This is a genomic window from Bacillus sp. FSL P4-0334, from assembly GCF_038004825.1.
In the GTDB taxonomy this organism is placed as follows: domain Bacteria; phylum Bacillota; class Bacilli; order Bacillales; family Bacillaceae; genus Bacillus; species Bacillus velezensis.
This window is the reverse complement of record NZ_JBBORX010000001.1, coordinates 3,311,425-3,337,472: the sequence shown is the minus strand read 5'-3', so window position 1 is coordinate 3,337,472 and position 26,048 is coordinate 3,311,425. Positions and strand designations below refer to the sequence as shown.

Sequence of the window (26,048 nt, the reverse complement as noted above, 5' to 3'; positions counted from 1 at the left end):
GAAAAAAGCAGCTTATCCAAGCTGCTTTTTGATGTGAAGAGCGTTTCATGAGAAAGTCTTGGAACGGATAGCCGCAAGCACAGCCGGAAGCTGGTCATACGTGTACGCCGGTACTGTCTCTTGATAATTAAGCGCCGCGATTTGTTTACGTTCACCCGGGTTTGTCATATAAAAATGGATTTTATCCGCAAAATCCGCAAGCCCGCTGTAAGAAACAAAGGATGAAAACGGGGGCGCGGGAGAAAGGTCTGTCAGCTGAAAGGCCTGACAAGCCGCAATGTCTAAGCTTCTCGTATTTAAACTGATATTTTCGATGCCGCGTCCGTTCTGATTGAGCGCAAACCGATAAGAACGGTGAGGGTTTAAGACCACGTCTGCGCTGTTGTAATATAATGCGGCATGTTCGGGTGCAATCCATTCATCCATTACGAGCACATTTTGCTGCCTGGCGATTTTTTTAGGCAGATGTCTGCGCCATCCCTTCCCGATGATACGAAGCGTATACGGAAGCTTCGCCGCTGCTTTCACCAGTTCAACGCGGTTCGGGTACGGGTATCCGATCAGAAGCAGATTTGTGTGAAGAGAAGCTTCAGCAGGTTGTTTCTTAAAAAGCCGCTGATTAACGGGGATCGGGACATAATATACGTGCTGTAAGCCCATTTGCCGGTAAGCATCAAGCGCGTTTTGTTCTATCGTTAAAACGGCATCGGCGAAAGGGGCGATTGTCATGCTCACATCGAAATAAAAAGGATCTTCCGTCATCCATAGATAAACGGGAATCTGTTCTGTCTTCAGCCATTGAAGCCATTCAGACGGAATACGGTCTCCCGTCATCATCAGACTGATGTCTGGTTTGAATGCCCGTATACTGCGGATGGTATCTTCCTCAAACTCAGAAACAGAAAAAAAGCGGACGGAAGACTGTAAAAAGCCTTCCTCGATCCAGCGGTCAAAATACGTGTATATGCCTTTATATCCTGAACGGATATATAAAACGTTCATATGCTGTTACGAAGTGAACGTGACACTTTCAACTTTGTCGACGTCAAGCAATGTTGTAGCAGAGCCTGCCGGTGTAACAGAATTTTCCTGTGTAACAAAAACGATTCCGTGAATTTCGTCAAAGGCAACAAATTGAACCGGGCCGATCATGTCTCCTGAATCCATCACAATGCTGATGACAGTGCCGGGCTGAATTCTTGCAAAAATCCATCTCGCCGCTAATGAAATACCGCTTCCCAATACAGATTGTGCGCTGAGACTGTCTTTCACCGCTGCTTCATCTACTTTTGCATCAATTGCCGCTTCCAATAATTCTTTTACGCTGTTTTTCACGTTATCTCCTCCATCTGTACCGCCAGATAAAGCGCTGTTGTCAAATACAGGGGCTAAAAGAGTTTTCAATAAGTTCTTTTTAAGCTCCAAACGATCTTCGCTCATGCGGACATACACCTCCTTTAACAATTTCAACCTCACGTTTATTCATATTCCTGATTGAAGAGATTGGTATAAGTCGAATGCCGTTTTGCTTGTGTTTTTTTCAATATTTAATCAAACAGCTGAATTTTCGAATCAGGCTTTGTTTGCCTATGCGGTTTGTAAGAGTATGACATACGTTGTATAGATTAAAAAATGAAGGAGAGGAATACTTTGGATTCAGAAGAAACTGTAAAACACGGGGGTTTTGAGGAGGACTTTCAGCTCGTACTGCTTCTTCTTCTTTTGTTATCCCGTCAGCCGTCCGGAGATCATTCAGATTTGCGGCGTCAGCTTGTAATGGCAAAAGAGCTTGGGGTTCCTGTATCACGCGTCAATCTGATTAACGGCAGCACACTGCAAAACGTAATTGTCAAAGAAGTGCTGTCAGATTTGGCCGTTTTTCAAAATCCGCTCAATAATACGAGATCAAACGTCGCGATTTCAAGCATCGTCAGCTGGGGTGCTTTTTAATAACGGATATCAGGCTCTGTCTCTTTCGGAGCCGTTTTTTACGTTTTACAGAAGGGGTGATGGGATGGAAAAGAAGATCTCAATTATCTTAACGAGTTACAACAAACCGGATCTTGTGAAACAGGCGATTGAAAGTGTTTTGCATCAGACCTACAGCAATTGGGAGCTGTTTGTAATGGATGATCATTCAAATGAAGAAACCTCGGCTGCCATCAGTACGTATATAAAAGATCCTCGCATATATTATGACAACAGTTTTATCAATCCTGCCGAACGGCTGAAGTCCACCCGGTATGCCGTTTTGATTAATGATGCGCTTTCACGGGCTAAAGGCGAATACATCACTTATTTGACAGACGACACCGTATTTCATCCGGATAGGCTCAGCCGCATGGCGGAAGCGCTTAATCAATACAGCGAGTTTGATGCCGTCTATTCCAGCCAGAAGGTGATACATGTAAACGGGCGCGGAACAGAACAATTCCACTTCTATCGTTTTGCTGAAGAGGTGCTTGATCAGGCCGCTTTTCTCGTTGATCACTGTTCAGTGATGCACCGGAGATCATTGCTTGAGCGTGTGAAAGAGAAGTTCGGCAGCTTTTGGGACGAAGATGTTATGCATTGGAATCACGGAGACTCTGTTTTTTGGAGCAGGCTCAACACATTTACATCATTTCTGCCGATAAAAGAAGTGTTGGATACGACCTATAAAACACCCCACTCATTTCAGAACACGTATCAATCGCTTCCGTCTGTCCTGATCGACGGATCCTTTGTAAAGGGGACGGATCAGAAAGTATATCAGCTTGACCGAAATAAAAGGAAGCCTGTAAACGAGCGCTGGCATTCGTTATATGAAGGCCGAACCGTCGTCATTCCGGATCCGTTTTTATTTCAATATGAGGAAGAGAACTCCGTCAGTATTCCGAATTTTCAGCTCGTCAGGGATCAGTTTCATGTTTATTTTATAGAAGACGGGGAGAAAAGGCTGGTTGATCATAGCGCATTTCGCTTTTACCGATTTAAACGGCATGACATCCCGGCTTTAGAGCGGGCCGAAATACAATCGCTTCCGGACGGTCCGCCGATCAGCCGGGGGACATCGGGCTGTATTCAACATCTGCCCGGGAGAATGCTGTTTCGCATTGAACGGGAATTTTATGTTTATTTGAGAGGGGTTCTCCATCCGATCAGTCATGACGTAGCGAAACGCTTTTTTGCGAATCAGAAGGCGATACCCATTTCCTTTCAGCAAATTAAACAATTACCAATTGGAATGCCGTTCTATCCGGTGTACGATGAAATTATGAGAAATCTCAATATAACAAAAGGTTGAGGGATGCAGTTGGATGTGTAAGGAAAAGGAGAGCTTTTATGACCGATCAATTTGATAAAACCGAGAAGCAGTATATAGAGCTTACTTCCGGCATTCAGAGGTTCGAGCATTTCAGTGTATATACGGACCCTTTTTTGCCGCAGATTTTTTCGCATAACTTTGTTCAGCTGCACCGTACATTTCCGTTAGACAAACTGCTGCCGTTTTTTTCGTCCGTTCCGGGCTTGCTTCAAGCCAATTATATTCATGTGAAAGCGGCTCCGGAGCACGCGTTTCCGCTTCTTCTGAAACAAAATCTCGTAAAGCAGGGCTGCGTAGTGGAAGATGAGCTGTTTTTTGCAAGGAAACTGGAAAATGGGGACCTGCAGGCCGGACACCCGCTCACTGCTTGGGGGACGGAAAAAAGCCTCGCCGACGGGTCGTCTATTATGAACATCTATGATGCCCTTTACATTGGCGAGGCGGCGGCCGAACAAAAGCTTGAGCGGAAATATCCTTTGTATAAGGACGGAACGGTTATGCTTGTCGTGTGCTACAGCGACGCCTCGCAAACGATTCCGATCGGCTGCGGAGAGCTTTTCATCAACAAAGCAGATAAAACCGCAAAAATAGAAGAAGTCGCAATTCTGGACCAATTCCAACGAAAAGGCTACGGATCGATATTGATGAATGAGCTGATGGCGGCGGCAAAGCTGAACGGCATGGAAACCGTATACCTTGTGACGTCCGGGATGGACGGTGTAAACCGCTTTTATGAAAAACTCGGCTTCAAAAGATTTCGGCGCGTGCATACAATTTTTCATTATTTTCTTACATAGTTGGGCATTCGCATAAACCAATTGGGAGTTGGCCCGCATACAATGCCGTATATCGTAAGAAGAAAGGATGATTTGCGCATGTACGGATACGGATATGGCTACGGTTGCGGCAGTTTTGGCTATGGTTACGGGCACGGCGGCTGCGGAGGCGGAACCAGCACTTTTGTGCTGATCGTGGTATTGTTTATTTTATTAATCATCGTCGGTGCGGCTTTTATTTGTTAGACTGAAAAAAATCCTATAATGAAAATCAGCCTGCAGAGAACATCACTTTCTGCAGGCTTTTTGTTATTTCCATGCTGAAAAATCAGCTTGAAAAACATTTTAATACATACTACCTTTCTGGAGAAGGGGGCGAAAATGTGAACATAACGATTGAAGAATTACCTGAATCAAAAATTGCTTATTTCCGAAACATCGGAGAGTATGGCGGAAAGCAAAACAAAGAACTGATGGAGGTCATTTAAAAACTGGGCGCAATTGAATGGTCTGCTTTGTCATTCTGTCATTTTAGGAATTCCGCAAGATCATCCGAATCGTACTCCTAAAGAGAAATGCCGCTATGATGTTTGTCTTGTTATCAATCAAGACCATGTGCCTGAACCAGCCCGGATTGGTACATTTTCCGGAGGGAAGTACGCTGTTTTCTTGCTTGATCATACAAAAGAGGCAGTCAGTGGATTTTGGAACACTGTTTTTTCTGAGATCGAAAAAAATAATTTATCAATCAGAGAGCAGCCCATTATCGAAAGGTATACTTTACAAAAGGTGAATCATCATTTGTGTGAAATATTGATTCCCATACGGTAAAGAAGACGGGAATTTTCCGCCTTCTGCTTATACTGATTCAGATCAAAAATGATGGATGATGAGCTGAGCAAAGAATAAAATCAACAATAGGAATAGAATTTCCAGAACGCTCTTCAGGCTGTCGGGACATCTCCGGCAGCCTGTTTTACAGAAAGGTATTTTCTGCAAAAAACTTTCTGAAGGATAAGAATGCGGTTATTCATCTGTTCATACAATGAAGCAAATGGGTTTTCGAGGTGGAAAGATATGGGGAGCTATTTAATCAAACCGGAGCTTGACGGGAATTATCCGTCAGTCAGTCATGGAAAGGGATCATATGTGTATGATCAGGAGGGGAACAAGTATCTTGACGGAGCATCGGGGGCGGTCACTTGCAATATCGGCCACGGCACGGAGGATATTATACAAGCTTTAAAAGAGCAGCTTGACTCCGTTTCGTTTGTGTATCGCTCGCAATTCACCAGTACTCCGGCAGAAGAACTCGCTTTATTTCTGGCGGATCATCTGCCGGGCGGGCTGAATTGGTCATTTTTTGTAAACAGCGGATCAGAGGCAGTCGAAACAGCGATGAAAATGGCCGTTCAATATTGGCAGGAAAAAGGGCAATACCAAAAATCCGTCTTTCTATCAAGATGGGGCAGTTACCACGGCATTACTTTGGGAGCGCTTTCATTATCGGGGTTCTACGAACGGAGATACCGCTTCACCCAGTTGCTCGAACGGTTTCCTGCCGTTTCAGCGCCTAATATGTATCGTTCAGAGCTGCAGGGAGAGGAATTTGTGAAAGCTGCGGCGGCTGAACTGGAAACGGCTGTTCAGCGGATCGGTCCCTCATTTATCGCGGGATTTGTCGCAGAACCGATTGTCGGAGCAGCCGGGGCGGCCATCACTCCGCCGGCAGGTTATTATGAAGCGCTTGAGGATGTCTGCCGCCGGCACGGTATTTTGTTTATCGCGGATGAAGTCATGACGGGGCTCGGGAGAACAGGGCGGATGCTTGCTTCTGAGCATTGGAGGATCGCACCTGATATCGCGGTGCTCGGAAAAGGGTTAGGCGCCGGTTACGCTCCGATAGCGGCAGCCGTTGCGTCTGATGACATCATTGAAACGATCAAGCGGGGCTCCGGGGTCATTATGAGCGGACATACGTACAGTGCCAACCCATACTGTGCTAGAGCGGCGCTTGAAGTGCTTCGCTATGTTAAGAAACACGAGCTGCTTCGGCAGTCAGAGGAGAAAGGCGTAATGCTGAAGCGGAAATTAGAAGAAATCAAAGAGCGCAGCGGGGTGATTGGGGATGTCCGCGGTAAAGGCCTCCTGATCGGGGTTGAATTCGTTAAGGATAAAACGACGAAGGACGTTTTTTCGAAAAAACAGGCCTTCACCGAAAAAATCATTAAAGCGGCAAAAAAACGGGGCCTGCTTATTTACCCTGCAAAGCCCGGTATTGACAGCGGAGAAGGAGACGCCGTCATCATCGCCCCGCCGTTCACGATTTCATATGCCGAGCTGGATGAGCTGTCAGATCTATTTTCCCAGGCAGCAGAAGAAGTTGAAAAAATGATGAAGAAGGATTGAGCTGATATGTCTATTTTTCATAAAAAAATCGATATTCATGAAGCAATTGCCGATGTCAAGGACGAATCTGTCATCATGTTCGGCGGTTTTGGGGGAGTGGGTTCACCTCCGTCATTAATCGAAGCGATTTTGGAAAGCGGCGTTAAAGAGCTGACCGTCATCTGCAATGATGCCGGATTTCCGGAAATCGGCATCGGCCCGCTTATCGTTCATAAGCGGGTAAAAAGGCTGATCGCTTCCCATATCGGCTCAAATCCTGTCGCGGGCAGACAAATGACTGACGGAGCGCTTGAGGTGGAATTTTCGCCGCAAGGGACGCTTGCTGAACGGATTCGCGCAGGCGGAGCGGGGCTAGGCGGTATATTAACTGATATCGGCATTGATAACGCAACCGTTTGTGAAAACAAAGAAACCGTAACGATTGACGGAAAGTCCTATTTAGTTGAAAAAGCGCTGACGGCTGATTTCGCTTTTGTGTCCGCACATACTGCTGATGAATTCGGGAATCTGACGTTTGACAAAACGGCGCGCAACATGAACCCTCTGATGGCTGCGGCGGCCGAAAGAACATTTGCTGAGGCGGCAGAGATTGTGCCTGCCGGCGAACTTGACAGCGAGCATATTGTAACGCCGGGCGTTTTCGTGGAGGGTGTCGTGCAAAGTGAAGGAGTGAAGTGGAAATGGGCTTGGGAATAGCGGAAAGAGAGAGTATCGCGAGGCGGGCCGCCAGTGAAGTTACCTCAGGTATGATTGTCAACCTGGGGATCGGCATTCCTTCTTTAGTGCCGAACTTTCTGCCGGCCGGCATGGAGGTAATGCTGCAGGCGGAAAACGGCGTCCTCGGGATCGGCGGCAGTCCGGAGCGCGGAGAGGAGGATGAGCTTTTATGCAATGCGGCCGGATTTCCTGTCAGTACAGTTAAGGGAGCTTCCTATTTTGATTCAGCTCTGTCTTTTGCCATGATCAGAAAAGGGCTGATAGATATTACCATTTTAGGCGCGCTCCAAGTCAGCAGGACAGGTGATCTCGCCAATTGGCTCGTGCCGGGAAAAAAAGTGCCTGGAATGGGCGGGGCGATGGAGCTTGCCCAAGGCGCGAAAAAAGTAGTTGTCGTCATGAGCCACACCGATCAGAAAGGACGGCCGAAGCTGGTCGAAAGCTGTTCATTGCCGCTTACAGCAGCGGGCTGTGCAGATCTCATCATTACAGAGAAAGCCGTCATCAGCATAGATGATGGGGCTTTTGTTCTTGAGGAACTGCTGAATGGCACGACCATAGACGATGTCATTCAAACAACGGATGCCGAGATCAGATTGGGAGAATGTTTTCTTAAAAGGGGGCATGTCCATGGATCAATTAGAAAAGAAAGTCACTGAGTGGGCGGAAGAAAACACAGCAAAAGCGGTAAGCTTGCTGAAACGGCTGATCGGGGAAAAAAGCACGTTCGGCCATGAATTTAACGCACAGGCAGTCGTTTTAGAAAAACTGAGACAGTTTGACATGGATATTGATGTATGGGAGCCGAGTGTCAAACATTTGAAAGAGCATCCTTATTTTGTATCGGAACGCGAAGACTTCCATGAAAGCCCGAATATCACAGCCGTAAAGAAAGGGGCCGGGGGCGGAAGATCACTGATACTGAACGGACATATTGATGTTGTCCCGGAAGGAAATCCCGCCGCATGGACGTATGAACCGTTTACCGCTGTTGAAAAGGACGGCAAAGTTTACGGCCGCGGTTCAACGGATATGAAAGGCGGCAATACAGCCCTCTTGTTTGCGTTAGAAGCGCTTGAAGCCTGCGGGATTACGTTAAAAGGAGATGTCCTGTTTCAAAGTGTCGTAGATGAAGAGTGCGGCGGCGCGGGAACGCTGTCGGCTGTTATGAGGGGCTACAAGGCTGACGGGGCGCTTATTCCCGAACCGACTAATTTAAAGCTGTTTGTTAAGCAGCAAGGGTCTATGTGGTTCCGCATTACGGTAAGGGGATTGTCCGCACACGGCGGCACCCGCTATGAAGGGGTGAGCGCAATTGAAAAAAGCCTGCATGTCATCACAGCCCTTAAAGAGCTTGAACACGTCCGCAACGCCCGTATCACAGACCCGCTTTATCGGGACGTTCCGATCCCGGTTCCCATTAATATCGGCACCGTCCAAGGGGGAACGTGGCCATCATCGGTAGCTGACCGTGTGGTGATAGAAGGCAGGTGCGGAATAGCTCCGGATGAAACGCCCGAAGCAGTAAAAGAAGAGCTGGCAAGCTGGCTGAAAGATTTGGAGTACCGGGATGAATGGTTTAAACACCACCCCGCGGAAATAGAATGGTTTGGGGCTCAGTGGCTTCCGAATGATCTCCCGGATGAGCATCCGCTGATTTCCGCTCTGGAATCTTCTTTTGAGAAAATGAAAGGGGCAAAACCGGTTCGTGAAGCGTCCCCGTGGGGAACGGACGGAGGGCTTTTGCAGCACGCAGGACAGACGCCGGTCATCGTCTTCGGGCCGGGAGAAGTCAAGGCGGCGCATCAGGCGAATGAATACATTGAAATCCGGGCGTTAATCGATGCCGTCAAAATCATTTCTCTTTTTATCATGGAATGGTGCGGGGTGGCAGATGGGGGTGACGGAGCTGATAAAGGAACTGAGGGCTGAAAAGGGAGCGGCCGAGATTGATGCAGACCGTTTCAATGAGCGGCTCAGAGTCATTCATTATGACGGACAGATCACGGCGCTTATTCCGGCCGTTTTGGCAGAAGCAAAGCAAGAAGGAGCCCAAAAGGTAATTTTCTTTGCCAAGCGCGGCGATGAGCCGGAATTTGTCAAGCATCTTTTTATTGTTGAGGGTGTCATAGACGGGTATTACAACGGGCATGAGGCTGTTGTGATGGTGCGCTATTTAGCAGAGGAACGGAGACGGTCAGATTCATATGTATCAGAAGATTCGACTGTTGACCGTTTACATGAGACACCGCGGCGGGGACTGACTCAGACAGAAAGCGCGCTGATGTTCAGAAAAGCGGACGAAGATGATGCAGACCGTTTAACGCACTTATATAAACATGTTTTTCTTACCTATCCGACTCCTGTCTTTAATCCCCTTTATATTAAAAAAACAATGAGAGAAAACACCATCTATTATGCCGCATTCGATCAGGATCGTCTCATTGGGGCGGCAAGCGCAGATATCAATCCGGTATTGGGGCACGCTGAAATGACCGATTGCGCGGTTCTGTCAGATTACAGGGGGAACTCCGTAACGGCACACTTGTTTAAAGCGTTGGAGCAGGAACTCGCGGACCGGGGAATCATCCATCTTTTTTCCTTGGCCCGTGCAGCGTCTTACGGGATGAATGCCGTTTTGTATCATGCCGGATACGGCTACAGAGGCAGGCTTTTGAACAACTGCCGCATTTCAGAAGGGCTCGAAAATATGAATATATGGTGCAAGACTTTACGTTTGGCCATTCATAAGGAGGAATTCGTTTGACAAACAAATGGTTTCAGCCGAAGCGTCATTGGAAGGAGATTGAATTGTGGAAAGATGTGCCGGAAGACAAGTGGAATGATTGGCTGTGGCAGCTCACCCATACTGTAAGAACCGTTGATGACCTGAAAAAAGTCATTCATTTGACCGAAGAGGAAGAAGAAGGCGTCAGGATGTCTGTAAAAACCATTCCCCTGAATATTACGCCTTATTATGCTTCTTTAATGGATCCCGATAACCCGAGATGTCCGATCCGCATGCAGTCCGTGCCGCTGTCAGAAGAAATGCACAAAACGAAATATGACCTTGAAGATCCGCTGTTTGAAGATGAAGATTCACCGGTTCCCGGTCTTACGCACCGCTATCCCGACCGCGTTCTTTTTCTGGTGACAAATCAATGCTCGATGTATTGCCGATATTGCACCAGAAGGCGTTTTTCCGGACAGATCGGAATGGGGGTGCCGAAAAAACAGCTTGATGCGGCAATCGCTTACATCCGGGAAACGCCGGAAATCCGTGACTGCCTGATTTCCGGCGGAGACGGGCTTTTAATCAACGATCAGATTCTGGAATATATTTTGAAAAACCTGCGTGACATTCCCCATCTTGAAATTATCCGGATCGGAACGAGAGCGCCCGTTGTATTTCCGCAGCGGATAACGGATAACCTTTGTGAGATTTTGAAAAAATATCATCCGGTCTGGCTGAACACTCATTTTAATACGAGCATCGAACTGACGGAAGAATCGGTTGCGGCGTGTGAAAAGCTCGTTAACGCAGGTGTTCCGGTCGGTAACCAGGCCGTTATTTTAGCAGGCATTAACGATTCGGTGCCGATTATGAAAAAACTCATGCATGATTTAGTGAAAATCCGTGTGCGTCCGTATTATATTTATCAATGTGATTTGTCAGAGGGAATCGGCCATTTCAGAGCGCCTGTGTCAAAAGGGCTGGAAATCATTGAAGGACTGAGGGGCCACACAACGGGCTTTGCCGTGCCGACCTTTGTCGTCGACGCCCCGGGCGGAGGCGGTAAAATCGCCCTGCAGCCGAACTACTTGCTCTCCCAAAGTCCGGAGAAAGTTGTGATCAGAAACTTCGAAGGGGTGATTACATCTTATCCCGAGCCGGAAAACTATATCCCGAATCAAGCCGACGACTATTTTGAATCTGTTTTTCCGGGAACGATGGCCAAACACGAGCCGGTCGGACTGAGCGCCATTTTCGCGGACAAAGAGGTTTCGTTCACACCGGAAAATGTATCGAGGATCGACAGGAGGAAAACGTTTACATCAAACCCTGATCATGAAACGCTGAAAGACCGCAGGGAAAAGAGAGATGAATTGAAAGAAAAGAAATTTATTGCACAGCAAAAGAAAGAGCAAAAAGCAGGATCGGAAGTCGGAGGTGAGTCGCCGTGAAGCCATGCGAGTGGTGCGGCAATCAGAAGGCATCAGCTTGTCAGGCGGCTGTGTACTGGGAGCTTCCTGACGGTACGAGGGCCATAGAAATTACAGAAACACCCGCATTCGCCTGTTCCTCCTGCGGCATGACTTATCAGGAGGAAGCGGTCATAGCGGAAATCGAAAATCAGCTTTTTTTAGTCAATGCAAAAAAATTACCGGAAACACTCACATATCAAGAGCTGATGGAGACAGAACGGATCTTGAAACGGAATTATTTTGACTTCTCCTAGTCTTCTTTTGTTGTAATTTCACACTTGAATTGTATAATAGTACAACAAAAGACAGTCATCAGGAGGGGAAACCCATGAAATCCTTTTATCACTATTTGATGAAATACAGGCATCCCAAGCCGCAGGACGCAATCAGCCAGTTTGCGAATCAGGCATACGAAGATCACAGCTTTCCGAAAACGTCAAGCGATTATCACGAGCTCAGTTCTTATTTAGAACTGAGCGCCGACTATTTAGAAACGATGGCGACATTTGATGAAGCTTGGGAAAAATATGAGACCGAGGTGCATCACGCCTGACGAAAAACCGCACATTGTGCGGTTTTTTTCTGTTGCAAATATGCAGCCTGAATTGAATCTCCATACACCTTCGATGATTTGTTTCACGGCAAATCTTGAACATCACGGCGGTGATATTGTCAACATGCCTTCGGGCCGGGTATTTACCTTTGCGTCATAGAGAAAAAAACAAAGACTCATAAAAAATAGAAGCTTTTTGTCTCAGCATTGTTACTGCTCATTCGATCGAGAGCGGAATGTCATCGGACGCTTCTGTTACGGTAAGCGAAAAAACGCACAAGCATGTTGCGCTTTTTGACATTTTGAACAGGTTCAGAAATAGATATTTCCTGTGGTTTTCATGCCCATGCGAAATGATGGCGGCCGGCATACGATAGCGTATGACAGTCCGCGGCAAGGGGGAGACAGCATGAAGCCAGATAAACCGAAATTTCAAGTGGGAGACATCGTGGTCGTCGTGATGTACGGAACCGTCGGCACCATTACGAAGGTTCATCAAATTGATAAACATTATCTTTACGAAGTCAATCATAATGAAGTGCTTTATTTTGAATCGTCCATCCAGCTTTATAAAGATTATGAGGGCGTGATCGTCGATATGGAAAAATTGGATATTGAATATGAATTTCTGATCGGCGACGTAGTATATGTAAAGGACTACGGAAAGGAATTATTCCGTGTCATCGGCCACAGAACTGAAATATGGAGATATTTAGAGGATGGCTGGGAGGATATTATTTATGAGCTGACTCGGCTGAAAGACGGAGAGTGGCTTGAAACGGAGGAAGAGGATCTCACGCTGGTTCTGAGAAAATATGAAATGGATCAGTTTGTACATCAGCTGCTGTTTGTCCACTATGTTGGGGAAGCATCTCATGAGATCGGCGAGGATACCGTCGCGTCTGCTCTTCTTCAGTTTGAAGGCGATGCTGATGATCCCGATGCCCTGCATGTGCTGGCGGTATCGATTGTAGATGAGCTGCTTGATATTTATAACGATTATAAGATTCTTTATCATTTGTTCGGTGACGAAGAATATAAAGATATGATGAATTTTGTGCTGGAAAGCCTGCGGGAGCATTTCAGCTAGCCGGCAAAAAAACGGACGGTGACATATAAAAACCAGGGCAGACAGCCGGCAAAGATTACAAACGACATTCCTTTCAGCACTTTTTCCAATACGATATCAAATCCATCTCCGTCCAATAAAGCCATCATTTTCGTCATCATCTTTTCTCCCTCCGGGGCTTGTTTTTTAAAAGTATATGAGCGGACAAAACGTTTAGAACTTTCGGGTATAATTTGAACGGTTTTTTCATAAAACATAAAAAAGGAGGCGGTGTTTGCATGAAAGAAATAGATCTTGTGATTGACACAGAAGAAATAGCTGATTATTTTTACAGTCAGCTTGCTATGCGCGGGTACATACCGAGTGAAGAGGAAATCTTCGAAATAGCCGACATCACCTTTGATTATTTATTAGAAAAATGTATGATAGACGAAGAGCTTGATGAAGACTGAAACTGCGGAACCGAAGTGAAAAAGCTTCGGTTTTTTCAATCAGCTCGGGAGAATGAAACATGGGGGGAAAACGTTGTACAAGCCAGCAAGTCTTTTCGCATTGTTTATTCTGCTCGCAGCAGCGATCCGGATAGAAGCCGTCCAGGTTTTTGATGAGCGTCTCATAGAAGCGGCTGTCAGGATCAGGGCTCCCTGGCTGAATGAATTGATGTTATGGATAACGGAGCTCGGCACGACCGCGGTGCTTTTGCCGCTTCTTCTTTTGACAGGCGCGGCTCTGTATATGTACAAAAAAACGCCGGATGTTGTTTTTTTGCCGCTTCTCTTTCTCATTGAACGGATTGTAAACATAAAAATAAAAGAATTGATTGAAAGAGCCAGACCCGCTTTTGAACCGCTCGTCCATGAAACCTCATACAGTTTTCCGAGCGGCCACTCCATGAATTCGGCAGTGATGTATCCCGTCATCGCTTACTTTTTGATCAAGCATGTTCCGTTTTTCACGAAAAGAAAACGGGCCGTCACCGTTTTTACCGGGGTTCTCGTCATTCTGATCGGATTCAGCAGAATTTATTTGGGCGCGCATTTTCCGACGGATGTGCTTGCCGGATTCAGTCTCGGACTTTGCCTCGTTTCGCTTTTTGCGCTCTTTGACGAAAAGTATCATCCGTTTCGACAAAAATAGAGACAGGAGAAATGAGAAAAAACGCTAATACTATTAAGAAATAAGAGGGAGGGATCTTGATGCTGTTATCGCTGCCCGTGTTTAAAAAAAAGACTTGCGCCTATGATGTGACGATTTTTCAAACACCCCGCTACGGCGAGAAAAAGGGATACAGGGTCGTCTATCGGACAGAGCTGGCCGCTGACAATCATCAAGACGCACTGGAAAGGGCATTTTCTGTTTTTAATGTGCCTGATACGGTCCCAAACGACTATCAAGCCAGATTCATAGCGACCGGAGATGTCATACTCATAGACGAAGGAAGAAAAGGAAAGACCTATTACAGGCTTAACCCTGCGGGATGGAGCAAAATTAACCGGTTGCTCGTCCAGCCGAGGTAAGACGGGGCCGGCTGAATCTTCAGCCGGCTTCCGTATTGTCTGGGAAAGACAGTGTTAAGGCTTCCGTTTAGCGGCGGAATGCTCTTTTCCATGCGCTTCATCAGCTGCAATGACGTCTGAAACGGGCACGTGATTGTTCTTTTTCTGGCCGGTCACCCGGTTGCGCTGTTTTTTGCCCATTATGTTCACTCCTTTTTCTTTAGGCTTGTCATCCCGCATATTCTGCCCAAGATCGCCCTGATCATGCTGATGATTGTCTCTTACCGTTATTCAGTGTACAATGGGTGGGAGTTTGAATAGGCAGGAGGAAAAGGAAATGAGTGTACATATAAACGCAGAAAAAGGCCAAATTGCGGATACAGTGCTTTTGCCGGGAGATCCGCTCCGAGCGAAATTTATTGCGGAAACTTATCTTGAAAATGTGGAATGCTATAATGAAGTCAGAGGAATGTACGGATTTACGGGTACATATAACGGCAAAAAAGTATCAGTCCAAGGCACCGGCATGGGTGTTCCGTCTATCTCTATTTATGTGAATGAACTGATTCAAAGCTATGATGTTCAAAACTTAATCAGAGTCGGCTCATGCGGAGCCATCCGTAATGACGTGAAGGTGCGTGACGTGATTTTGGCTATGACGTCTTCAACGGATTCACAGATGAACCGTGTCGCCTTCGGCAGTGTAGATTATGCTCCTTGCGCAGACTTCGAACTGCTTCATAAAGCGTACCAGGAAGCGCAAAAAAACAATCTTCCCGTAGCGGTCGGAAGCGTATTCACCGCCGATCAGTTTTACAATGAAGACTCCCAAATCGAAAAGCTTGCCAGATACGGCGTTCTCGGCGTAGAGATGGAAACGACTGCTTTATATACGCTTGCCGCTAAATACGGCAAAAAAGCGCTGTCTATCCTGACTGTAAGCGATCACGTATTAACGGGAGAAGAAACAACGGCAGAAGAGCGTCAAACGACTTTTCATGATATGATTAAACTGGCGCTGCATACTGTATCGTAAACTTGAGATGAGGGTTATGCTGATTAAAGCAGCCCTCTTCTTTATGCATCGCCCTGATTCAAAAAAAGAAAGGTAAGTGTAAAATGAAGAAATCCACTAAATGGTTTTCGCTCGCTGCCGCTCTCAGCGTAACCGCAATCGTGGGAACCGGCTGCAGCATTTCAGGCGGCGACAGCCACAAGGACACAAAAACAGCAGCTGAAACAAAACAATCAGATGACACATCAAGCAAAAAAACAACGAAGGCAGAAAACAGCGATTTTGTATTGGAGAGCAAATATTTTAATGATATTAAAGAAGTGAACGGGCTTGAGACCATTCAAAACCCGACAAATACACTTGCGCTCGTGAATAAGACATACACGCTGCCGGGAGATTATAAACCGAATGATCTCGTGATCCCGAAAGTCGAATTTTCTTTTACTGAGAAAATCGAGAAACGATATATCCGCAAACCTGCCGCCGATGCTTTGGCGGAACTATTCAGCGCCGGGAAAAAAGAAGGTTATGACCTGGTTGCCGTTTCAGGATACCGCTCTTATGACAGACAGAAAGTTATTTTCGATAATGAAGTCAGTCTGAAAGGTGAAAAAAAGGCGAAAGAAGCCGTCGCATATCCGGGGCAAAGCGAACACCAGACGGGGCTTGCCATGGACATTTCCAGCAAAAGCAACGGATATGAGCTGAATGAAGCGTTCGGAAACACGGCGGACGGCAAATGGGTGAAAGACCATGCGTATGAATACGGCTTTATCATCCGCTATCCTAAAGGCAAAGAAAATGTCACAAAGTATGAGTATGAACCATGGCATTTACGCTATGTAGGCAAAAAAGCGGCAAAAGCCATCCATGACCATCAATTAACACTTGAAGAATATTTTAATGAAGTAAAGAAAGTGTAATAAGAAGAAGCCCGCTTGAAAAATAGAAAGCGGGCTTTCTTTATTACCAGAAGAGTAAACCTCCAAGCGCAAATCCGGTAATTAAACCAAGGCCGATACCGTAGGCTGCTCCCCAGCCTCCCCAGCCTCCCCAATAGCCGAACCCGTATCCTCTGTGACGGCCGCCGACAGGGGCGATATACACTTTGCTGTTAGTCACCCGTACGATTCTTCCGACGTGGACTCTGCCGTTTCGTTCTGTAATTCTTGCTACTTTTCCCTGGTGCTGCCGGCAAAGATGATAATAGTTTTGCATCTTTTCTCCTCCTATCCAACCTATCTTTCTATGTCAGCTTATGATAGAGTGCGGTAAAAAGGTTGGACGAAAACAGGAGGACAATCGCCGTTTTACTTGTAAGCGACAAAAGCGCAGTGTCCCATATATTCACGGTACGTCTGCATAAGCTCGTAATGAGCCGTCAGCGTATCGTAGTGAACCGGCTGAATAACGGGCGATAAATCCATTTCTGTAGTCGGCTCCTGCGCATTGTTTTCAAAGACAGCGGGAATGAAATCCGCTTTCTGAAAGCCTTGCTGAAGCAATCTCTGTTTCCATGCCGTTTCATCCTGCAATACGGTAAAACCGTAGAAGTCTTTTATCTGCGTGATGGCGTTTTCCGGCATGGGCTTTTGTAAAGCAGCTTCAATGCCGATCAGCATACCCCCGGGTTTAAGGACCCGCAGGATTTCAGACAGCGATGAATCAAGATTTGAAAAGGTGAGAACTGATTCGGAAAGAACGGCGGAAAAATGATTTTCAGCAAACGGGAGCCGCTCAAGCTCCGCCAAATAGCCCGGAATGGTTAAGCCTTCAGCGGCAAATCGTTTTGCTGCTTTTTCAAGCATAAGGGGATCCTTATCAACACAGGTGACGGGGTACAGCAGGTGGCCGAGATAAGCGGCCGTCTGTCCCGTTCCGCAGCCGGCGTCAAGAATCGGTTCGCCAGGAGGAGGAGCCGCTTTTGTGAGAACGGCTTTGGAAAAAGCGAGCCCGCCGGGGTGAGCCCCTCCGACTCCGAATAAGGACAGCATTTCTAAATATTTGCTCAAAGGCCGAATCCTCCTTTTTCCTCAGCATATGTTGAGAGAAAAGCATAGGTTTGGGTAAACGGGAAAGAAGGGCGCCTCACGTTTGAAGTTGACGAATGAGCGTTCGTCTATGATAATAATGTAAGAATAAAAAGGTGGTGTTTTCTTGAAGCGGCAATTTAAACTGTTTTTTATTATATTGATCACCGCGGTCGCAGCCTCGGCGCTTACGCTGTTTATCACGGGCAATACGACCATTTTCGGACAAGGCTCGGCTGCTTTGACGAACAGCAAATTTGAGAAATTCAATAAAGCCTACGAGCAGATTAAAAGTGATTACTATCAAAAAACAGATGACAGCAAATTAGTAGACGGAGCGATAAAAGGCATGATCAGTTCCCTGGATGATCCATATTCTTCTTATATGGACCCGCAGGAAGGAAAGTCTTTTGAAGAAACCATTTCCGCTTCGTTTGAAGGCATCGGCGCACAAGTGGAAGAAAAGGACGGCAGCATCCTGATCGTATCGCCGATTAAAGGGTCACCCGCGGAAAAAGCGGGGGTTAAACCGAATGACCAGATCTTGAAGGTCAACGGCAAAAGCGTTAAAGGCCTTAATGTAAACGAAGCCGTCGCATTAATCCGCGGCAAAAAGGGAACAAACGTCAAGCTTGTGCTGCACAGAGCGGGTGTCGGCGATCTGAACCTGTCGATCAAACGTGACACCATTCCGGTTGAAACGGTGTACTCTGAAATGAAAAAAGGAGACATCGGCGAAATCCAAATCACATCCTTCTCCGAATCGACGGCAAAAGAGCTGAATTCAGCCATTGACAGCCTCGAAAAACAAGGAGCGAAAGGATACATTCTCGATTTAAGGGGCAACCCGGGCGGACTGATGGATGAAGCCATCAAAATGAGCAACATGTTTATCGATAAAGGGAAAAATATCATGCAGGTCGAATACAAAGACGGCACGAAAGAGGTCATGAAAGCGACGAAAGAGCGCAAAGTGACAAAACCGACAGTCGTCCTCGTCAATGACGGCACCGCGAGCGCCGCGGAAATCATGTCGGCTGCGCTGCATGAATCATCGGGCATTCCGCTGATCGGCGAGAAAACGTTCGGAAAAGGAACCGTGCAGACGGCAAAAGATTACAGCGACGGTTCTACCGTTAAACTGACAATCGCTAAATGGCTGACAGCGGACGGAGAGTGGATTCATAAAAAAGGCATCAAACCGCAATATCAGGTTAAGCTTCCTGAATATGCGAACCTGCCGTATTTAGATGCGAAAAAAACATACAAATACGGGGATTCCGGAACCACCGTCACCAATGCGCAAAAAATGCTGAAAGCGCTGGGGTACAGCGTGAAAGTAAACGGCACGTATGATAAAGCATTTGAACAAGCCGTTAAACAATTCCAAGCAAAAGAGAAACTGAAACAAACAGGCATTATAAAGGGAGACACAACGGCAAAATTGATGACGGATCTGCAAAAACAGCTTGCGGACAACGATACACAAATGAAAAAAGCCGTTGAAACATTAAATAAGAATATGAAATAGTAAAAAACACCCGATGCGCCGCTCGCGCATTGGGTGTTTTTTGTTTGCGAAAAGCCCGTCTTATGTCGTTTCCTGTTCAAAAAGGTGGCTGTTCGCCTGAATGAAAAACTGTGATTGCTCATAGTGATAGGTGACTTTTGAGAAGTCAAACGGCTGGCCGTTGGTTAAATGAAAAATCGTTTCAACACAAAGCTTAGGCGCTCCTGTAAACAGACCTAAGTACTCCGCTTCTTCCTCATTTAACATCCCCGCGTACAGATATAAATCTGAAAAACCGCGCTTTAACCCGAGACCTTCTCTAATATAATCAAATATTGATTCTGCCACGATCTCTTTATTCAAATACGTAATAATCGATTTGTTGTAAAATGACTCTTCGATACACAATGTCAGCCCATCAATATATCGGATTCGCTTGACATAATACACGTCGCCGTCAGGCGGCATATTCAGATTTTGGGCAGCCTCAGGCGTGGGTTTTCTCACTTCCAGCGCTAATAATTTGGAAGTGACATTAAAATCTTCAAGTGATTCTTTAAATCCCTGATTAGAAAGCAGACTGATATACCCTTTTCTTTTATTCCGTCTGACAAAAATGCCGCTTCCCCTCACTTGAAACACAATCCCCTTTTTTTCTAATAAATCTAAGGACTTGGTGATCGTGCTTTTGCTCACGTTAAACCGGCTCATTAAGGTTTGCAGCACAGGCAGTTTATCCCCTTGCTGCAGCTGATGTTCTTCTATGTATTTTTCAATATCTATCGCGATTTGCTGGTATTTTAACATATACATTCCTCATTCATTTATTGTCCCGCTTCTTCCAGAATTATAGCATAATCGTTTTTAAAAGCCATTTCGTAAATTAACTATAATTGTTTATGTATTGATAAATTATATCGGTACAATTATAATGTAAACGTATAATATGAAAATAAAGGCAGGCATTCTTCTGCACTTGCGAAGCGGATGCTTGAAGCGGCTGCAGTGCATTTATTCGGCATGCAAGCGGCAGTCAAATAAAGGAGGATATAAACGATGGGGACATTGCCAAAAGATTTTTTATGGGGAGGCGCTCTGGCCGCCCACCAATTTGAAGGGGGATGGAATAAAGGCGGCAAGGGGCCGAGTGTAGTGGACGTCATGACGGCAGGCGCGCATGGTGTGCCCCGGAAAATAACAGATACAATTGAAGAGCGGGAATTTTATCCGAATCATGAAGCGATCGATTTTTATCATCGTTATAAAGAGGACATCGCATTATTCAGCGAGCTGGGCCTGAAATGTTTAAGAACGTCCATCGGCTGGAGCAGAATTTTTCCTAAAGGTGATGAAGCCGAGCCCAATGAGGAAGGATTGGCTTTTTACGACCGGGTGTTTGATGAATTGCTGAAACATGGGATTGAACCGGTAATCACGCTGTCACATTTTGAGATGCCGCTGCATTTGGCGAGAGAATACGGCGGTTTCAGAAACAGAAAAACCATCGGATTTTTTGTAAAATTCGCTGAAGTGTGTTTTGAACGCTATAAACATAAGGTGAAGTATTGGATGACGTTTAACGAAATCAATAATAAGATGGATGTGAATAATCCGATCTTTTTATGGACGAACTCGGGCGTCGCCGTCAAAGAAAACGAAAACGCAAAAGAAGTCATGTATCAGGCCGGCCATCACGAACTGCTGGCAAGCGCATTGGCTGTTTCGAAGGGAAGAGACATCAATCCTGAGTTCAGGATCGGCGCGATGGTATCACATGTTCCGATTTACCCGTACTCATCTCACCCCGACGATGTGATGCTGGCTGAAGAAACGATGAGACAGCGTTTTTTCTTCCCGGACGTGCAGGTTCGCGGATATTATCCAAGCTATGCGTTAAAAGAGTTTGAAAGAGAAGGCTATCAGATACACTTTGAAGACGGTGATGAAGAGATTTTGAAAAACGGCCGAGTGGACTACCTCGGATTCAGCTATTACATGTCTACAACCGTAAAAAGTGATGTATCAAACGATAATACCGGGGATGTCGTAAACGGAGGATTGCCAAACGGTGTGGAAAATCCTTATATTACAGCGAGTGATTGGGGCTGGGCGATTGACCCGACCGGTTTACGGTACACATTAAACCGCTTATACGACCGCTACCAGATTCCATTATTTATCGTGGAAAACGGATTCGGCGCCATCGACACATTAGAAGAGGACGGTTCAATTCATGACACTTCAAGAATTGAATATTTATCGTCACATATAAAAGCTTTGAAAAAAGCAATCACATATGATGGTGTGGATGTAATGGGCTATACACCATGGGGAATTATTGATATCGTGTCATTTACAACCGGAGAAATGAAAAAACGCTACGGCATGATTTATGTTGATCGGGATAATGAAGGCAACGGTTCAATGAGGCGGCTTAAGAAAGACTCATTTGAATGGTATAAAAAAGTGATTGAAACAAACGGCTCATATGTATCTTAAAGGTGTAAAAAGGGAAGGCTTCACCGTTGTGTGAAGCCGGCTTTTTATCAGTAATTTTGAAAGCGCATTCATTCAAGCGGGAAGGAGGTGACTGTCCGGCTTTTCAATTAGAATCGCTTATAAAAATAAGGAAAGGGATGGTGGTTCATGTTTTTTAAAAAAGGTCTGCACATAACGCTGGTTTTTCTTATGTTTTTCTTTTTCATATCAAGCAGCATGGAAACCGAAGTGTATGCGGCTGATCGGAAGGCTTCAGACAAAAACAAAGTAAGGGTGTGGTTCAGTTCTGAAAAAGATCCGGCTTCCCGTACGTGGTATGACGGGCCGCTAGAAGTGAAATACGCCTTAGACGAACAAACACCGCTTACATTGACAAAAAAGAAGGCTTCTGACTCCGCCGCTGTGTATATTGATCCGTCGCGCCGCTATCAAAATGTGTTAGGCGTAGGATCGTCCCTGGAAGAATCCACAATCCATAATTTATCAAAAATGACACCCGCAAAAAGAAAAGAAGTGCTGAAAAAACTGGTTGATCCCAAAGATGGTATCGGAATGGACGTTATGCGCATAACGATCGGGACATCTGATTTTACGGCACAGGAATTTTATACGTACGACGATATGCCTGAAGGCCAAACAGATCCTAAGCTCCGCCATTTCTCGATCCAAAAGGATATTGATTTACACATTACAGCAACCATCAAGGAAGCGCTGGCGATAAATCCGGAACTAAAAATCATTGCCTCACCGTGGAGTCCGCCGGCTTGGATGAAAACGAATGAAAACCTCAAGCGGGGAAAGCTGAAAGATAAATATATCGGCGCACTGGCCGTTTACTTCCGCAAATTTATTGAGGCGTACGAAAAGCAGGGAATTCCGATTTATGCGATGACCCTTCAAAATGAACCTTTGCTGGAAATCGACTATCCGAGCATGTATATGCCGCCGTCTCAGCAGCGTAAACTGGCACTGGCCTTAAAAAAAGAAATGAAAAAACACGTAATTGACACGAAAATTTGGATTTATGATCACAATGCGAGCGGGGCGTGGAACTATATTCCGCCGATTTTAGATGATAAAAAAGGAAACCGGGCGGCAGACGGCATCGCTTTTCACGATTATGACGGTGACCTTTCCGTCATGTCGGAAATCGGAAAGAGATATCCTGATCAATCTATTCACTTAACGGAGCGGTCTGTCTGGGGGACGGCAGGGGCGGACCGGATCGCGCAGTATTTCCGCAATGGCGCGTCGAGCTACAATGCGTGGGTGACGATGCTCGACAGTCAAATCAAGACGCATCATTGGATAGGCACCCCAGACCCGACGCTGTTTATTCAGGATGCTAAAAACCCTGACCGCTATTGGAATATCCCGATCTTTCATATGACAGGCAACTTTTCAAAATTTATCGACCGGGGAGCAAAGCGGATAGAAAGTAATTATGGCTCCAAAAACACAGTCTCGAATGTATCGTTCCTTAATCCTGATCAATCCATTGTGACAGTCGTAATCAACCAGACATCCGCCGATCAAAAATTCCATGTCGTTTCAGAAAATCGGCAGTTTGAAGCTGTCATCCCGGCTAAAACTGTGGCTACCTACAAATGGAAGTGAAAAAAGTAAAAAACCGGCACATTTACGTGCCGGCTTCTTTCTGTTAAGCGCCTTTTTGGTTCAGTTGATCAGAAGGCGCTTTATTGAATAAACCGTCTTTGACGGCGTTTGAAGCCGCTTTTTTTACAAAAAACGGGTTAAGGATAATAACGGCTGCCATGTTAGCGGTCAAACCCCAAAAGCCTTCATATATACCGTGGGCGGATTGGGTGATATTTACCGTGAATGTCACGATAAGACCGACGAGAAGACCGATAATTGTCGCTTCTTTCGTTTGATTCTTCCAAAACAGACTGACGGCGATAGCCGGAAAGATCTGAACCATGCCGGAAACACCGAGAAGCTGAAGGGTAACGAGCGCAGTCGGGAACAGCATGCCGAATAAAAGCGCGAGTCCGATGACGACAAATACCATTGAACGGGTGATCATCGTCAGCTTGCTTGGTGACACATTCGGGTGAATCAAATCCCGATATAAGTTATTCGCAAATAAGTTTGATGCTCCGATGGCCATGATAGAGCAGGGAATCAATGACGCAAGGGCAATCGTGGAGTAAGCAAAGCCCTGCGCGACTCCGCCGTAAGACGTTTGAATCAGCTTCAATAAAGCAAGCCGCGGATTGGTATCTTCCGGCAGGACAAGAAACGCGATAAAGCCGAGAAAAATAACAAGAATCAAAACAATATTATAAAGCGGCAGAAACATGCTGTTTTTGCGGACGGCATCTGCGCTTTTTGCCGTAAATACGCCGGTTGCCGCATGCGCCCACATAAAGAGCGCCAGCGCAGATACGATGGAAGCTGTGATAAACCAAGGAATTCCTTTCGGCCCCGAGTCCGGGATCGTCAGCATTTGCGGAGCTTTTTCAGCCAAAGTGTGAATCATCGGCGTCCAGCCGTGAAAATGGATCAGCGGGAGTGACACGACCATAAACAGCATAATCACCCACACGAGAATGTCTTTAATAATCGCCGTAAACGTCGGCCCTTTAATTCCGCTGAAAAAAGTATACAGCGCTACAAGAATAAAAGAGATGATGACGACCATATTGACATTAATGACACCCGTTCCGGCCACCTGAAGCGTATCTTGAATTCCGCTCAGCTGGAGACAAATATAAGGAATGAGCATAAGAACGCCGACAATGGCGACAAGACTGGCCAAAAGTTTACTGTCAAAACGCTCACGGGCATAATCGGCAAGCGTCGTTAATTTGTGTATTTTTGCCACCTTCCACAGCTTCGGCAAAAAGAAATAAGCGATAAAATACGCCAAAACAGAATACGGGATTGCAAAAAAAGCAACGCTTCCCCCTGTGTAGGCTGTGCTTGTTAAGCCTAAAAACGTATAAGCCGTATAGAGATCCGCGCCGACTAAAAACCAGACGAGGAGCCCCCCGAACCGTCTGCCGCCGACAGACCATTCCTCAACAGAAGTGCGTGATGATTTGTCTCTCCCGGCTATAAAGCCGATACAGACAACGGTTAAAACGATGACGGCTGTAATGATCAATGCTGTTATATTTGCGGGCATCAGTCCAGTCCTCCTTGTTTCTTCTGCAGCCTATAAATAAGAAACGAACATAATGGAGTGACTGCGATCCATAAAAGCAGCCAGAAATGAAAAAAAGGCAGCCCGATAATGATCGGATGAACCCGATTAGCGACTGACAGCAGGGCCAGCTGGCTGAAAGGGATTAAGATGAGAACGAAAATTAGTGCTTTTCTGACCATTTACTTTCCTCCTGAAACTTGATAATGCTCCTTATCATAGCAGGTGTCAGATAAGATCACAAGATATTTTTCAGAAAAAAAAGAATTCTATTACTTTTTTAACTGAAACACTTTAGTTGCATATTCATTCATATTAAATTAAAATAGTTAATATCTCGAAATCAAGATATTTAGGAGTGAATACATTGAATACGCAAGGATTGCACCATGTTACCGCATTTGCAAAAGATCCTGCTGAAAATCTTCGGTTTTATACTGAAGTGCTGGGTTTGCGGCTCGTTAAAAAAACCGTTAATTTTGACGACCCTGCCACTTATCACTTTTATTTCGGCAACCAAAACGGAGAGCCGGGCACGATCATTACATTTTTTCCTTTTCAGGGAAGCCGCCCGGGAACCGTGGGAAAAGGGCAGGCCGGAAGAATTTATTTCTCCGTGCCGAAAGGAGCACTCGCGTTTTGGAAGCGCCGGCTTGAAGGAAACGGCTTGTCTGTAAAAGAACAGATCATGCTGTCTGAACAAGTGCTTCTCTTTAATGATACAGAAGACCTGCCGCTTGCCATAATGGAAGATGAAAGAAGCGGACAGAGTGAATGGACGCCTGCGGGTATTACTGAAAAAGAAGCGATCACAGGCATGAGAGGTGTTCTTCTGTACTCGTACCGTCCTGAAGCAACCATTCAATTTCTCAAAGAATGCTTCGGTTATTCAAAGACAGGAGAAGAACAGCAGATTGTCAGGCTGCAATCGGAGGCGCGGATCGGACATATTATAGATGTTGACCTTGCGCCGAAAGAAGCAGGTATCGGCGGTTACGGGACGGTTCATCATGTCGCTTTCCGCACTAGCGAAAAAGAGCAGGCGGAATGGAAGGATATTCTTGCTGATTCTCATCTTGCTTCATCTGACATTCTTGACAGGTCTTACTTTACATCAATCTATTTCAGGGAAAGCGGCGGCATTTTATTTGAAATGGCAACCGATGAACCGGGGTTTATGACGGATGAATCCTTTGAAAATCTCGGAACAGAGCTGAAGCTTCCGGAATGGCTGGAAGAGCATCGCAGCCAGATTACAGCTGTTCTGCCCAAAATGGAGAAAGGAGAATGAT

At 45.9% G+C, this 26,048-nt stretch carries 31 protein-coding genes and 1 pseudogene; 23 read left to right on the top strand and 9 right to left on the bottom strand.

What is annotated here, in order from left to right:
* Window positions 1-45: 45 nt before the first annotated feature.
* Together NSQ37_RS16730 and NSQ37_RS16725 are read right to left on the bottom strand one after the other, a co-directional pair.
* Entirely contained in the window at window positions 46-1,002 is a 957-nt protein-coding gene (locus NSQ37_RS16730; RefSeq protein WP_253612911.1) for a CgeB family protein, read from the bottom strand.
* 6 nt (window positions 1,003-1,008) lie between these two features.
* Window positions 1,009-1,440: a hypothetical protein gene (locus NSQ37_RS16725; protein WP_012117783.1), complete on the bottom strand. Its 432-nt coding sequence runs from the start codon at window positions 1,438-1,440 to the stop codon at window positions 1,009-1,011.
* A gap of 210 nt (window positions 1,441-1,650) precedes the next feature.
* Here NSQ37_RS16725 and cgeC point away from each other — a divergent pair, with 210 nt between their 5' ends.
* The 14 genes and pseudogenes from cgeC (at window position 1,651) to NSQ37_RS16655 (ending at window position 13,058) form a co-directional block, all read left to right on the top strand.
* Complete coding sequence (cgeC, locus tag NSQ37_RS16720) at window positions 1,651-1,950, top strand: spore maturation protein CgeC (RefSeq protein ID WP_059368415.1); 300 nt, start codon at window positions 1,651-1,653, stop codon at window positions 1,948-1,950.
* A gap of 64 nt (window positions 1,951-2,014) precedes the next feature.
* The gene (locus tag NSQ37_RS16715; protein WP_099566849.1) at window positions 2,015-3,286 is read left to right on the top strand and encodes a glycosyltransferase family 2 protein; all 1,272 of its coding nucleotides are present in this window, start codon (window positions 2,015-2,017) and stop codon (window positions 3,284-3,286) included.
* 38 nt (window positions 3,287-3,324) lie between these two features.
* On the top strand, window positions 3,325-4,104 hold the full coding sequence (locus NSQ37_RS16710; protein WP_015240038.1) for a GNAT family N-acetyltransferase: 780 nt from the start codon (window positions 3,325-3,327) through the stop codon (window positions 4,102-4,104).
* A gap of 78 nt (window positions 4,105-4,182) precedes the next feature.
* Window positions 4,183-4,329 carry a YjcZ family sporulation protein gene (locus NSQ37_RS16705; protein ID WP_014418145.1) on the top strand — a complete coding sequence of 49 codons (147 nt, stop codon included), beginning with the start codon at window positions 4,183-4,185 and terminating at the stop codon, window positions 4,327-4,329.
* A gap of 137 nt (window positions 4,330-4,466) precedes the next feature.
* Window positions 4,467-4,914, top strand: a pseudogene (locus NSQ37_RS16700) (AraC family transcriptional regulator).
* Between the two features lie 246 nt (window positions 4,915-5,160).
* The gene (locus tag NSQ37_RS16695; RefSeq protein WP_015240036.1) at window positions 5,161-6,492 is read left to right on the top strand and encodes an aspartate aminotransferase family protein; all 1,332 of its coding nucleotides are present in this window, start codon (window positions 5,161-5,163) and stop codon (window positions 6,490-6,492) included.
* A gap of 6 nt (window positions 6,493-6,498) precedes the next feature.
* Window positions 6,499-7,188 (top strand): CoA transferase subunit A, encoded by a 690-nt coding sequence (locus NSQ37_RS16690; RefSeq protein ID WP_015240035.1) that lies wholly within the window; start codon window positions 6,499-6,501, stop codon window positions 7,186-7,188.
* Complete coding sequence (locus NSQ37_RS16685; RefSeq protein WP_025284875.1) at window positions 7,173-7,868, top strand: 3-oxoacid CoA-transferase subunit B; 696 nt, start codon at window positions 7,173-7,175, stop codon at window positions 7,866-7,868. Before NSQ37_RS16690 ends, NSQ37_RS16685 begins: the two co-directional genes overlap by 16 nt.
* On the top strand, window positions 7,834-9,141 hold the full coding sequence (locus tag NSQ37_RS16680; RefSeq protein ID WP_095272795.1) for a peptidase: 1,308 nt from the start codon (window positions 7,834-7,836) through the stop codon (window positions 9,139-9,141). The genes NSQ37_RS16685 and NSQ37_RS16680 overlap by 35 nt, the downstream gene beginning before the upstream one ends.
* A complete protein-coding gene (gene ablB, locus NSQ37_RS16675) occupies window positions 9,104-9,976 on the top strand; it encodes a putative beta-lysine N-acetyltransferase (RefSeq protein WP_059368413.1) in 873 nt (290 codons plus the stop codon). The genes NSQ37_RS16680 and ablB overlap by 38 nt, the downstream gene beginning before the upstream one ends.
* The gene (gene ablA, locus NSQ37_RS16670; RefSeq protein ID WP_007612018.1) at window positions 9,973-11,394 is read left to right on the top strand and encodes a lysine 2,3-aminomutase; all 1,422 of its coding nucleotides are present in this window, start codon (window positions 9,973-9,975) and stop codon (window positions 11,392-11,394) included. The genes ablB and ablA overlap by 4 nt, the downstream gene beginning before the upstream one ends.
* On the top strand, window positions 11,391-11,669 hold the full coding sequence (locus NSQ37_RS16665; protein WP_012117773.1) for a YokU family protein: 279 nt from the start codon (window positions 11,391-11,393) through the stop codon (window positions 11,667-11,669). Before ablA ends, NSQ37_RS16665 begins: the two co-directional genes overlap by 4 nt.
* A 74-nt stretch (window positions 11,670-11,743) precedes the next feature.
* Complete coding sequence (locus tag NSQ37_RS16660) at window positions 11,744-11,968, top strand: YozE family protein (protein WP_150941277.1); 225 nt, start codon at window positions 11,744-11,746, stop codon at window positions 11,966-11,968.
* A gap of 409 nt (window positions 11,969-12,377) precedes the next feature.
* A complete protein-coding gene (locus tag NSQ37_RS16655) occupies window positions 12,378-13,058 on the top strand; it encodes a hypothetical protein (RefSeq protein WP_003153690.1) in 681 nt (226 codons plus the stop codon).
* Here NSQ37_RS16655 and NSQ37_RS16650 read toward each other — a convergent pair.
* On the bottom strand, window positions 13,055-13,198 hold the full coding sequence (locus tag NSQ37_RS16650; protein ID WP_012117771.1) for a hypothetical protein: 144 nt from the start codon (window positions 13,196-13,198) through the stop codon (window positions 13,055-13,057). The genes NSQ37_RS16655 and NSQ37_RS16650 overlap by 4 nt on opposite strands.
* Before the next feature lie 117 nt (window positions 13,199-13,315).
* Here NSQ37_RS16650 and NSQ37_RS16645 point away from each other — a divergent pair, with 117 nt between their 5' ends.
* From NSQ37_RS16645 to NSQ37_RS16635, 3 genes are all read left to right on the top strand, one after another.
* On the top strand, window positions 13,316-13,489 hold the full coding sequence (locus NSQ37_RS16645; RefSeq protein ID WP_003153696.1) for a YozD family protein: 174 nt from the start codon (window positions 13,316-13,318) through the stop codon (window positions 13,487-13,489).
* A gap of 73 nt (window positions 13,490-13,562) precedes the next feature.
* Complete coding sequence (locus NSQ37_RS16640) at window positions 13,563-14,174, top strand: phosphatase PAP2 family protein (protein ID WP_099566845.1); 612 nt, start codon at window positions 13,563-13,565, stop codon at window positions 14,172-14,174.
* A gap of 59 nt (window positions 14,175-14,233) precedes the next feature.
* A complete protein-coding gene (locus NSQ37_RS16635; RefSeq protein WP_003153700.1) occupies window positions 14,234-14,554 on the top strand; it encodes a YodL domain-containing protein in 321 nt (106 codons plus the stop codon).
* A gap of 54 nt (window positions 14,555-14,608) precedes the next feature.
* Here the strand turns inward: NSQ37_RS16635 and NSQ37_RS16630 are convergent, their stop codons facing one another.
* Window positions 14,609-14,734, bottom strand: coding sequence for a hypothetical protein (locus NSQ37_RS16630; RefSeq protein ID WP_003153701.1), 126 nt, complete (start codon window positions 14,732-14,734; stop codon window positions 14,609-14,611).
* A gap of 136 nt (window positions 14,735-14,870) precedes the next feature.
* Between NSQ37_RS16630 and deoD the strand changes: the two genes are divergently transcribed.
* Window positions 14,871-15,569 carry a purine-nucleoside phosphorylase gene (gene deoD / locus NSQ37_RS16625; RefSeq protein WP_003153702.1) on the top strand — a complete coding sequence of 233 codons (699 nt, stop codon included), beginning with the start codon at window positions 14,871-14,873 and terminating at the stop codon, window positions 15,567-15,569.
* 83 nt (window positions 15,570-15,652) lie between these two features.
* Window positions 15,653-16,471, top strand: coding sequence for a M15 family metallopeptidase (locus NSQ37_RS16620; protein WP_007407945.1), 819 nt, complete (start codon window positions 15,653-15,655; stop codon window positions 16,469-16,471).
* A 43-nt stretch (window positions 16,472-16,514) separates the two neighbouring features.
* Here the strand turns inward: NSQ37_RS16620 and NSQ37_RS16615 are convergent, their stop codons facing one another.
* Together NSQ37_RS16615 and NSQ37_RS16610 are read right to left on the bottom strand one after the other, a co-directional pair.
* The gene (locus tag NSQ37_RS16615; RefSeq protein WP_007612011.1) at window positions 16,515-16,766 is read right to left on the bottom strand and encodes a hypothetical protein; all 252 of its coding nucleotides are present in this window, start codon (window positions 16,764-16,766) and stop codon (window positions 16,515-16,517) included.
* A 92-nt stretch (window positions 16,767-16,858) separates the two neighbouring features.
* Window positions 16,859-17,560 carry a class I SAM-dependent methyltransferase gene (locus NSQ37_RS16610; RefSeq protein WP_076425292.1) on the bottom strand — a complete coding sequence of 234 codons (702 nt, stop codon included), beginning with the start codon at window positions 17,558-17,560 and terminating at the stop codon, window positions 16,859-16,861.
* Window positions 17,561-17,705: 145 nt separating this feature from the next.
* Between NSQ37_RS16610 and ctpA the strand changes: the two genes are divergently transcribed.
* Window positions 17,706-19,109, top strand: coding sequence for a carboxy-terminal processing protease CtpA (ctpA, locus tag NSQ37_RS16605; protein ID WP_039254848.1), 1,404 nt, complete (start codon window positions 17,706-17,708; stop codon window positions 19,107-19,109).
* A 60-nt stretch (window positions 19,110-19,169) separates the two neighbouring features.
* On the opposite strand, the gene NSQ37_RS16600 is transcribed toward ctpA, so the two are convergent.
* Window positions 19,170-19,895 carry a GntR family transcriptional regulator gene (locus tag NSQ37_RS16600; protein ID WP_007407949.1) on the bottom strand — a complete coding sequence of 242 codons (726 nt, stop codon included), beginning with the start codon at window positions 19,893-19,895 and terminating at the stop codon, window positions 19,170-19,172.
* A 249-nt stretch (window positions 19,896-20,144) separates the two neighbouring features.
* Between NSQ37_RS16600 and bglA the strand changes: the two genes are divergently transcribed.
* Both bglA and NSQ37_RS16590 read left to right on the top strand, forming a co-directional pair.
* The gene (gene bglA / locus NSQ37_RS16595) at window positions 20,145-21,587 is read left to right on the top strand and encodes a 6-phospho-beta-glucosidase BglA (protein WP_122504070.1); all 1,443 of its coding nucleotides are present in this window, start codon (window positions 20,145-20,147) and stop codon (window positions 21,585-21,587) included.
* A 147-nt stretch (window positions 21,588-21,734) separates the two neighbouring features.
* Window positions 21,735-23,204 carry a glycoside hydrolase family 30 protein gene (locus NSQ37_RS16590; RefSeq protein WP_025284867.1) on the top strand — a complete coding sequence of 490 codons (1,470 nt, stop codon included), beginning with the start codon at window positions 21,735-21,737 and terminating at the stop codon, window positions 23,202-23,204.
* A gap of 43 nt (window positions 23,205-23,247) precedes the next feature.
* Here NSQ37_RS16590 and NSQ37_RS16585 read toward each other — a convergent pair whose 3' ends face one another.
* A complete protein-coding gene (locus NSQ37_RS16585) occupies window positions 23,248-24,738 on the bottom strand; it encodes a sodium:solute symporter family protein (protein WP_012117763.1) in 1,491 nt (496 codons plus the stop codon).
* Window positions 24,738-24,938: a DUF3311 domain-containing protein gene (locus tag NSQ37_RS16580; RefSeq protein ID WP_003153716.1), complete on the bottom strand. Its 201-nt coding sequence runs from the start codon at window positions 24,936-24,938 to the stop codon at window positions 24,738-24,740. The genes NSQ37_RS16585 and NSQ37_RS16580 overlap by 1 nt, the downstream gene beginning before the upstream one ends.
* A 185-nt stretch (window positions 24,939-25,123) precedes the next feature.
* Here NSQ37_RS16580 and NSQ37_RS16575 point away from each other — a divergent pair, with 185 nt between their 5' ends.
* Window positions 25,124-26,047 carry a ring-cleaving dioxygenase gene (locus NSQ37_RS16575; RefSeq protein WP_341124226.1) on the top strand — a complete coding sequence of 308 codons (924 nt, stop codon included), beginning with the start codon at window positions 25,124-25,126 and terminating at the stop codon, window positions 26,045-26,047.
* Window position 26,048 lies beyond the last annotated feature (1 nt).

Coding starts and splice junctions, on each gene's coding strand:
- NSQ37_RS16730 (WP_253612911.1), bottom strand. CDS start 1,002: ATGAACGTTTTATATATCCGTTCAGGATATAAAGGCATATACACGTAT.
- NSQ37_RS16580 (WP_003153716.1), bottom strand. CDS start 24,938: ATGGTCAGAAAAGCACTAATTTTCGTTCTCATCTTAATCCCTTTCAGC.
- ablB (WP_059368413.1), top strand. CDS start 9,104: ATGGGGGTGACGGAGCTGATAAAGGAACTGAGGGCTGAAAAGGGAGCG.
- NSQ37_RS16680 (WP_095272795.1), top strand. CDS start 7,834: ATGTCCATGGATCAATTAGAAAAGAAAGTCACTGAGTGGGCGGAAGAA.
- NSQ37_RS16685 (WP_025284875.1), top strand. CDS start 7,173: ATGGGCTTGGGAATAGCGGAAAGAGAGAGTATCGCGAGGCGGGCCGCC.
- NSQ37_RS16710 (WP_015240038.1), top strand. CDS start 3,325: ATGACCGATCAATTTGATAAAACCGAGAAGCAGTATATAGAGCTTACT.
- NSQ37_RS16650 (WP_012117771.1), bottom strand. CDS start 13,198: ATGATGACGAAAATGATGGCTTTATTGGACGGAGATGGATTTGATATC.
- NSQ37_RS16635 (WP_003153700.1), top strand. CDS start 14,234: ATGCTGTTATCGCTGCCCGTGTTTAAAAAAAAGACTTGCGCCTATGAT.
- NSQ37_RS16715 (WP_099566849.1), top strand. CDS start 2,015: ATGGAAAAGAAGATCTCAATTATCTTAACGAGTTACAACAAACCGGAT.
- NSQ37_RS16645 (WP_003153696.1), top strand. CDS start 13,316: ATGAAAGAAATAGATCTTGTGATTGACACAGAAGAAATAGCTGATTAT.
- bglA (WP_122504070.1), top strand. CDS start 20,145: ATGGGGACATTGCCAAAAGATTTTTTATGGGGAGGCGCTCTGGCCGCC.
- NSQ37_RS16590 (WP_025284867.1), top strand. CDS start 21,735: ATGTTTTTTAAAAAAGGTCTGCACATAACGCTGGTTTTTCTTATGTTT.
- NSQ37_RS16585 (WP_012117763.1), bottom strand. CDS start 24,738: ATGCCCGCAAATATAACAGCATTGATCATTACAGCCGTCATCGTTTTA.
- NSQ37_RS16660 (WP_150941277.1), top strand. CDS start 11,744: ATGAAATCCTTTTATCACTATTTGATGAAATACAGGCATCCCAAGCCG.
- NSQ37_RS16615 (WP_007612011.1), bottom strand. CDS start 16,766: ATGCAAAACTATTATCATCTTTGCCGGCAGCACCAGGGAAAAGTAGCA.
- NSQ37_RS16705 (WP_014418145.1), top strand. CDS start 4,183: ATGTACGGATACGGATATGGCTACGGTTGCGGCAGTTTTGGCTATGGT.
- NSQ37_RS16695 (WP_015240036.1), top strand. CDS start 5,161: ATGGGGAGCTATTTAATCAAACCGGAGCTTGACGGGAATTATCCGTCA.
- NSQ37_RS16620 (WP_007407945.1), top strand. CDS start 15,653: ATGAAGAAATCCACTAAATGGTTTTCGCTCGCTGCCGCTCTCAGCGTA.
- deoD (WP_003153702.1), top strand. CDS start 14,871: ATGAGTGTACATATAAACGCAGAAAAAGGCCAAATTGCGGATACAGTG.
- NSQ37_RS16600 (WP_007407949.1), bottom strand. CDS start 19,895: ATGTTAAAATACCAGCAAATCGCGATAGATATTGAAAAATACATAGAA.
- NSQ37_RS16630 (WP_003153701.1), bottom strand. CDS start 14,734: ATGGGCAAAAAACAGCGCAACCGGGTGACCGGCCAGAAAAAGAACAAT.
- NSQ37_RS16655 (WP_003153690.1), top strand. CDS start 12,378: ATGAAGCCAGATAAACCGAAATTTCAAGTGGGAGACATCGTGGTCGTC.
- NSQ37_RS16690 (WP_015240035.1), top strand. CDS start 6,499: ATGTCTATTTTTCATAAAAAAATCGATATTCATGAAGCAATTGCCGAT.
- NSQ37_RS16725 (WP_012117783.1), bottom strand. CDS start 1,440: ATGAGCGAAGATCGTTTGGAGCTTAAAAAGAACTTATTGAAAACTCTT.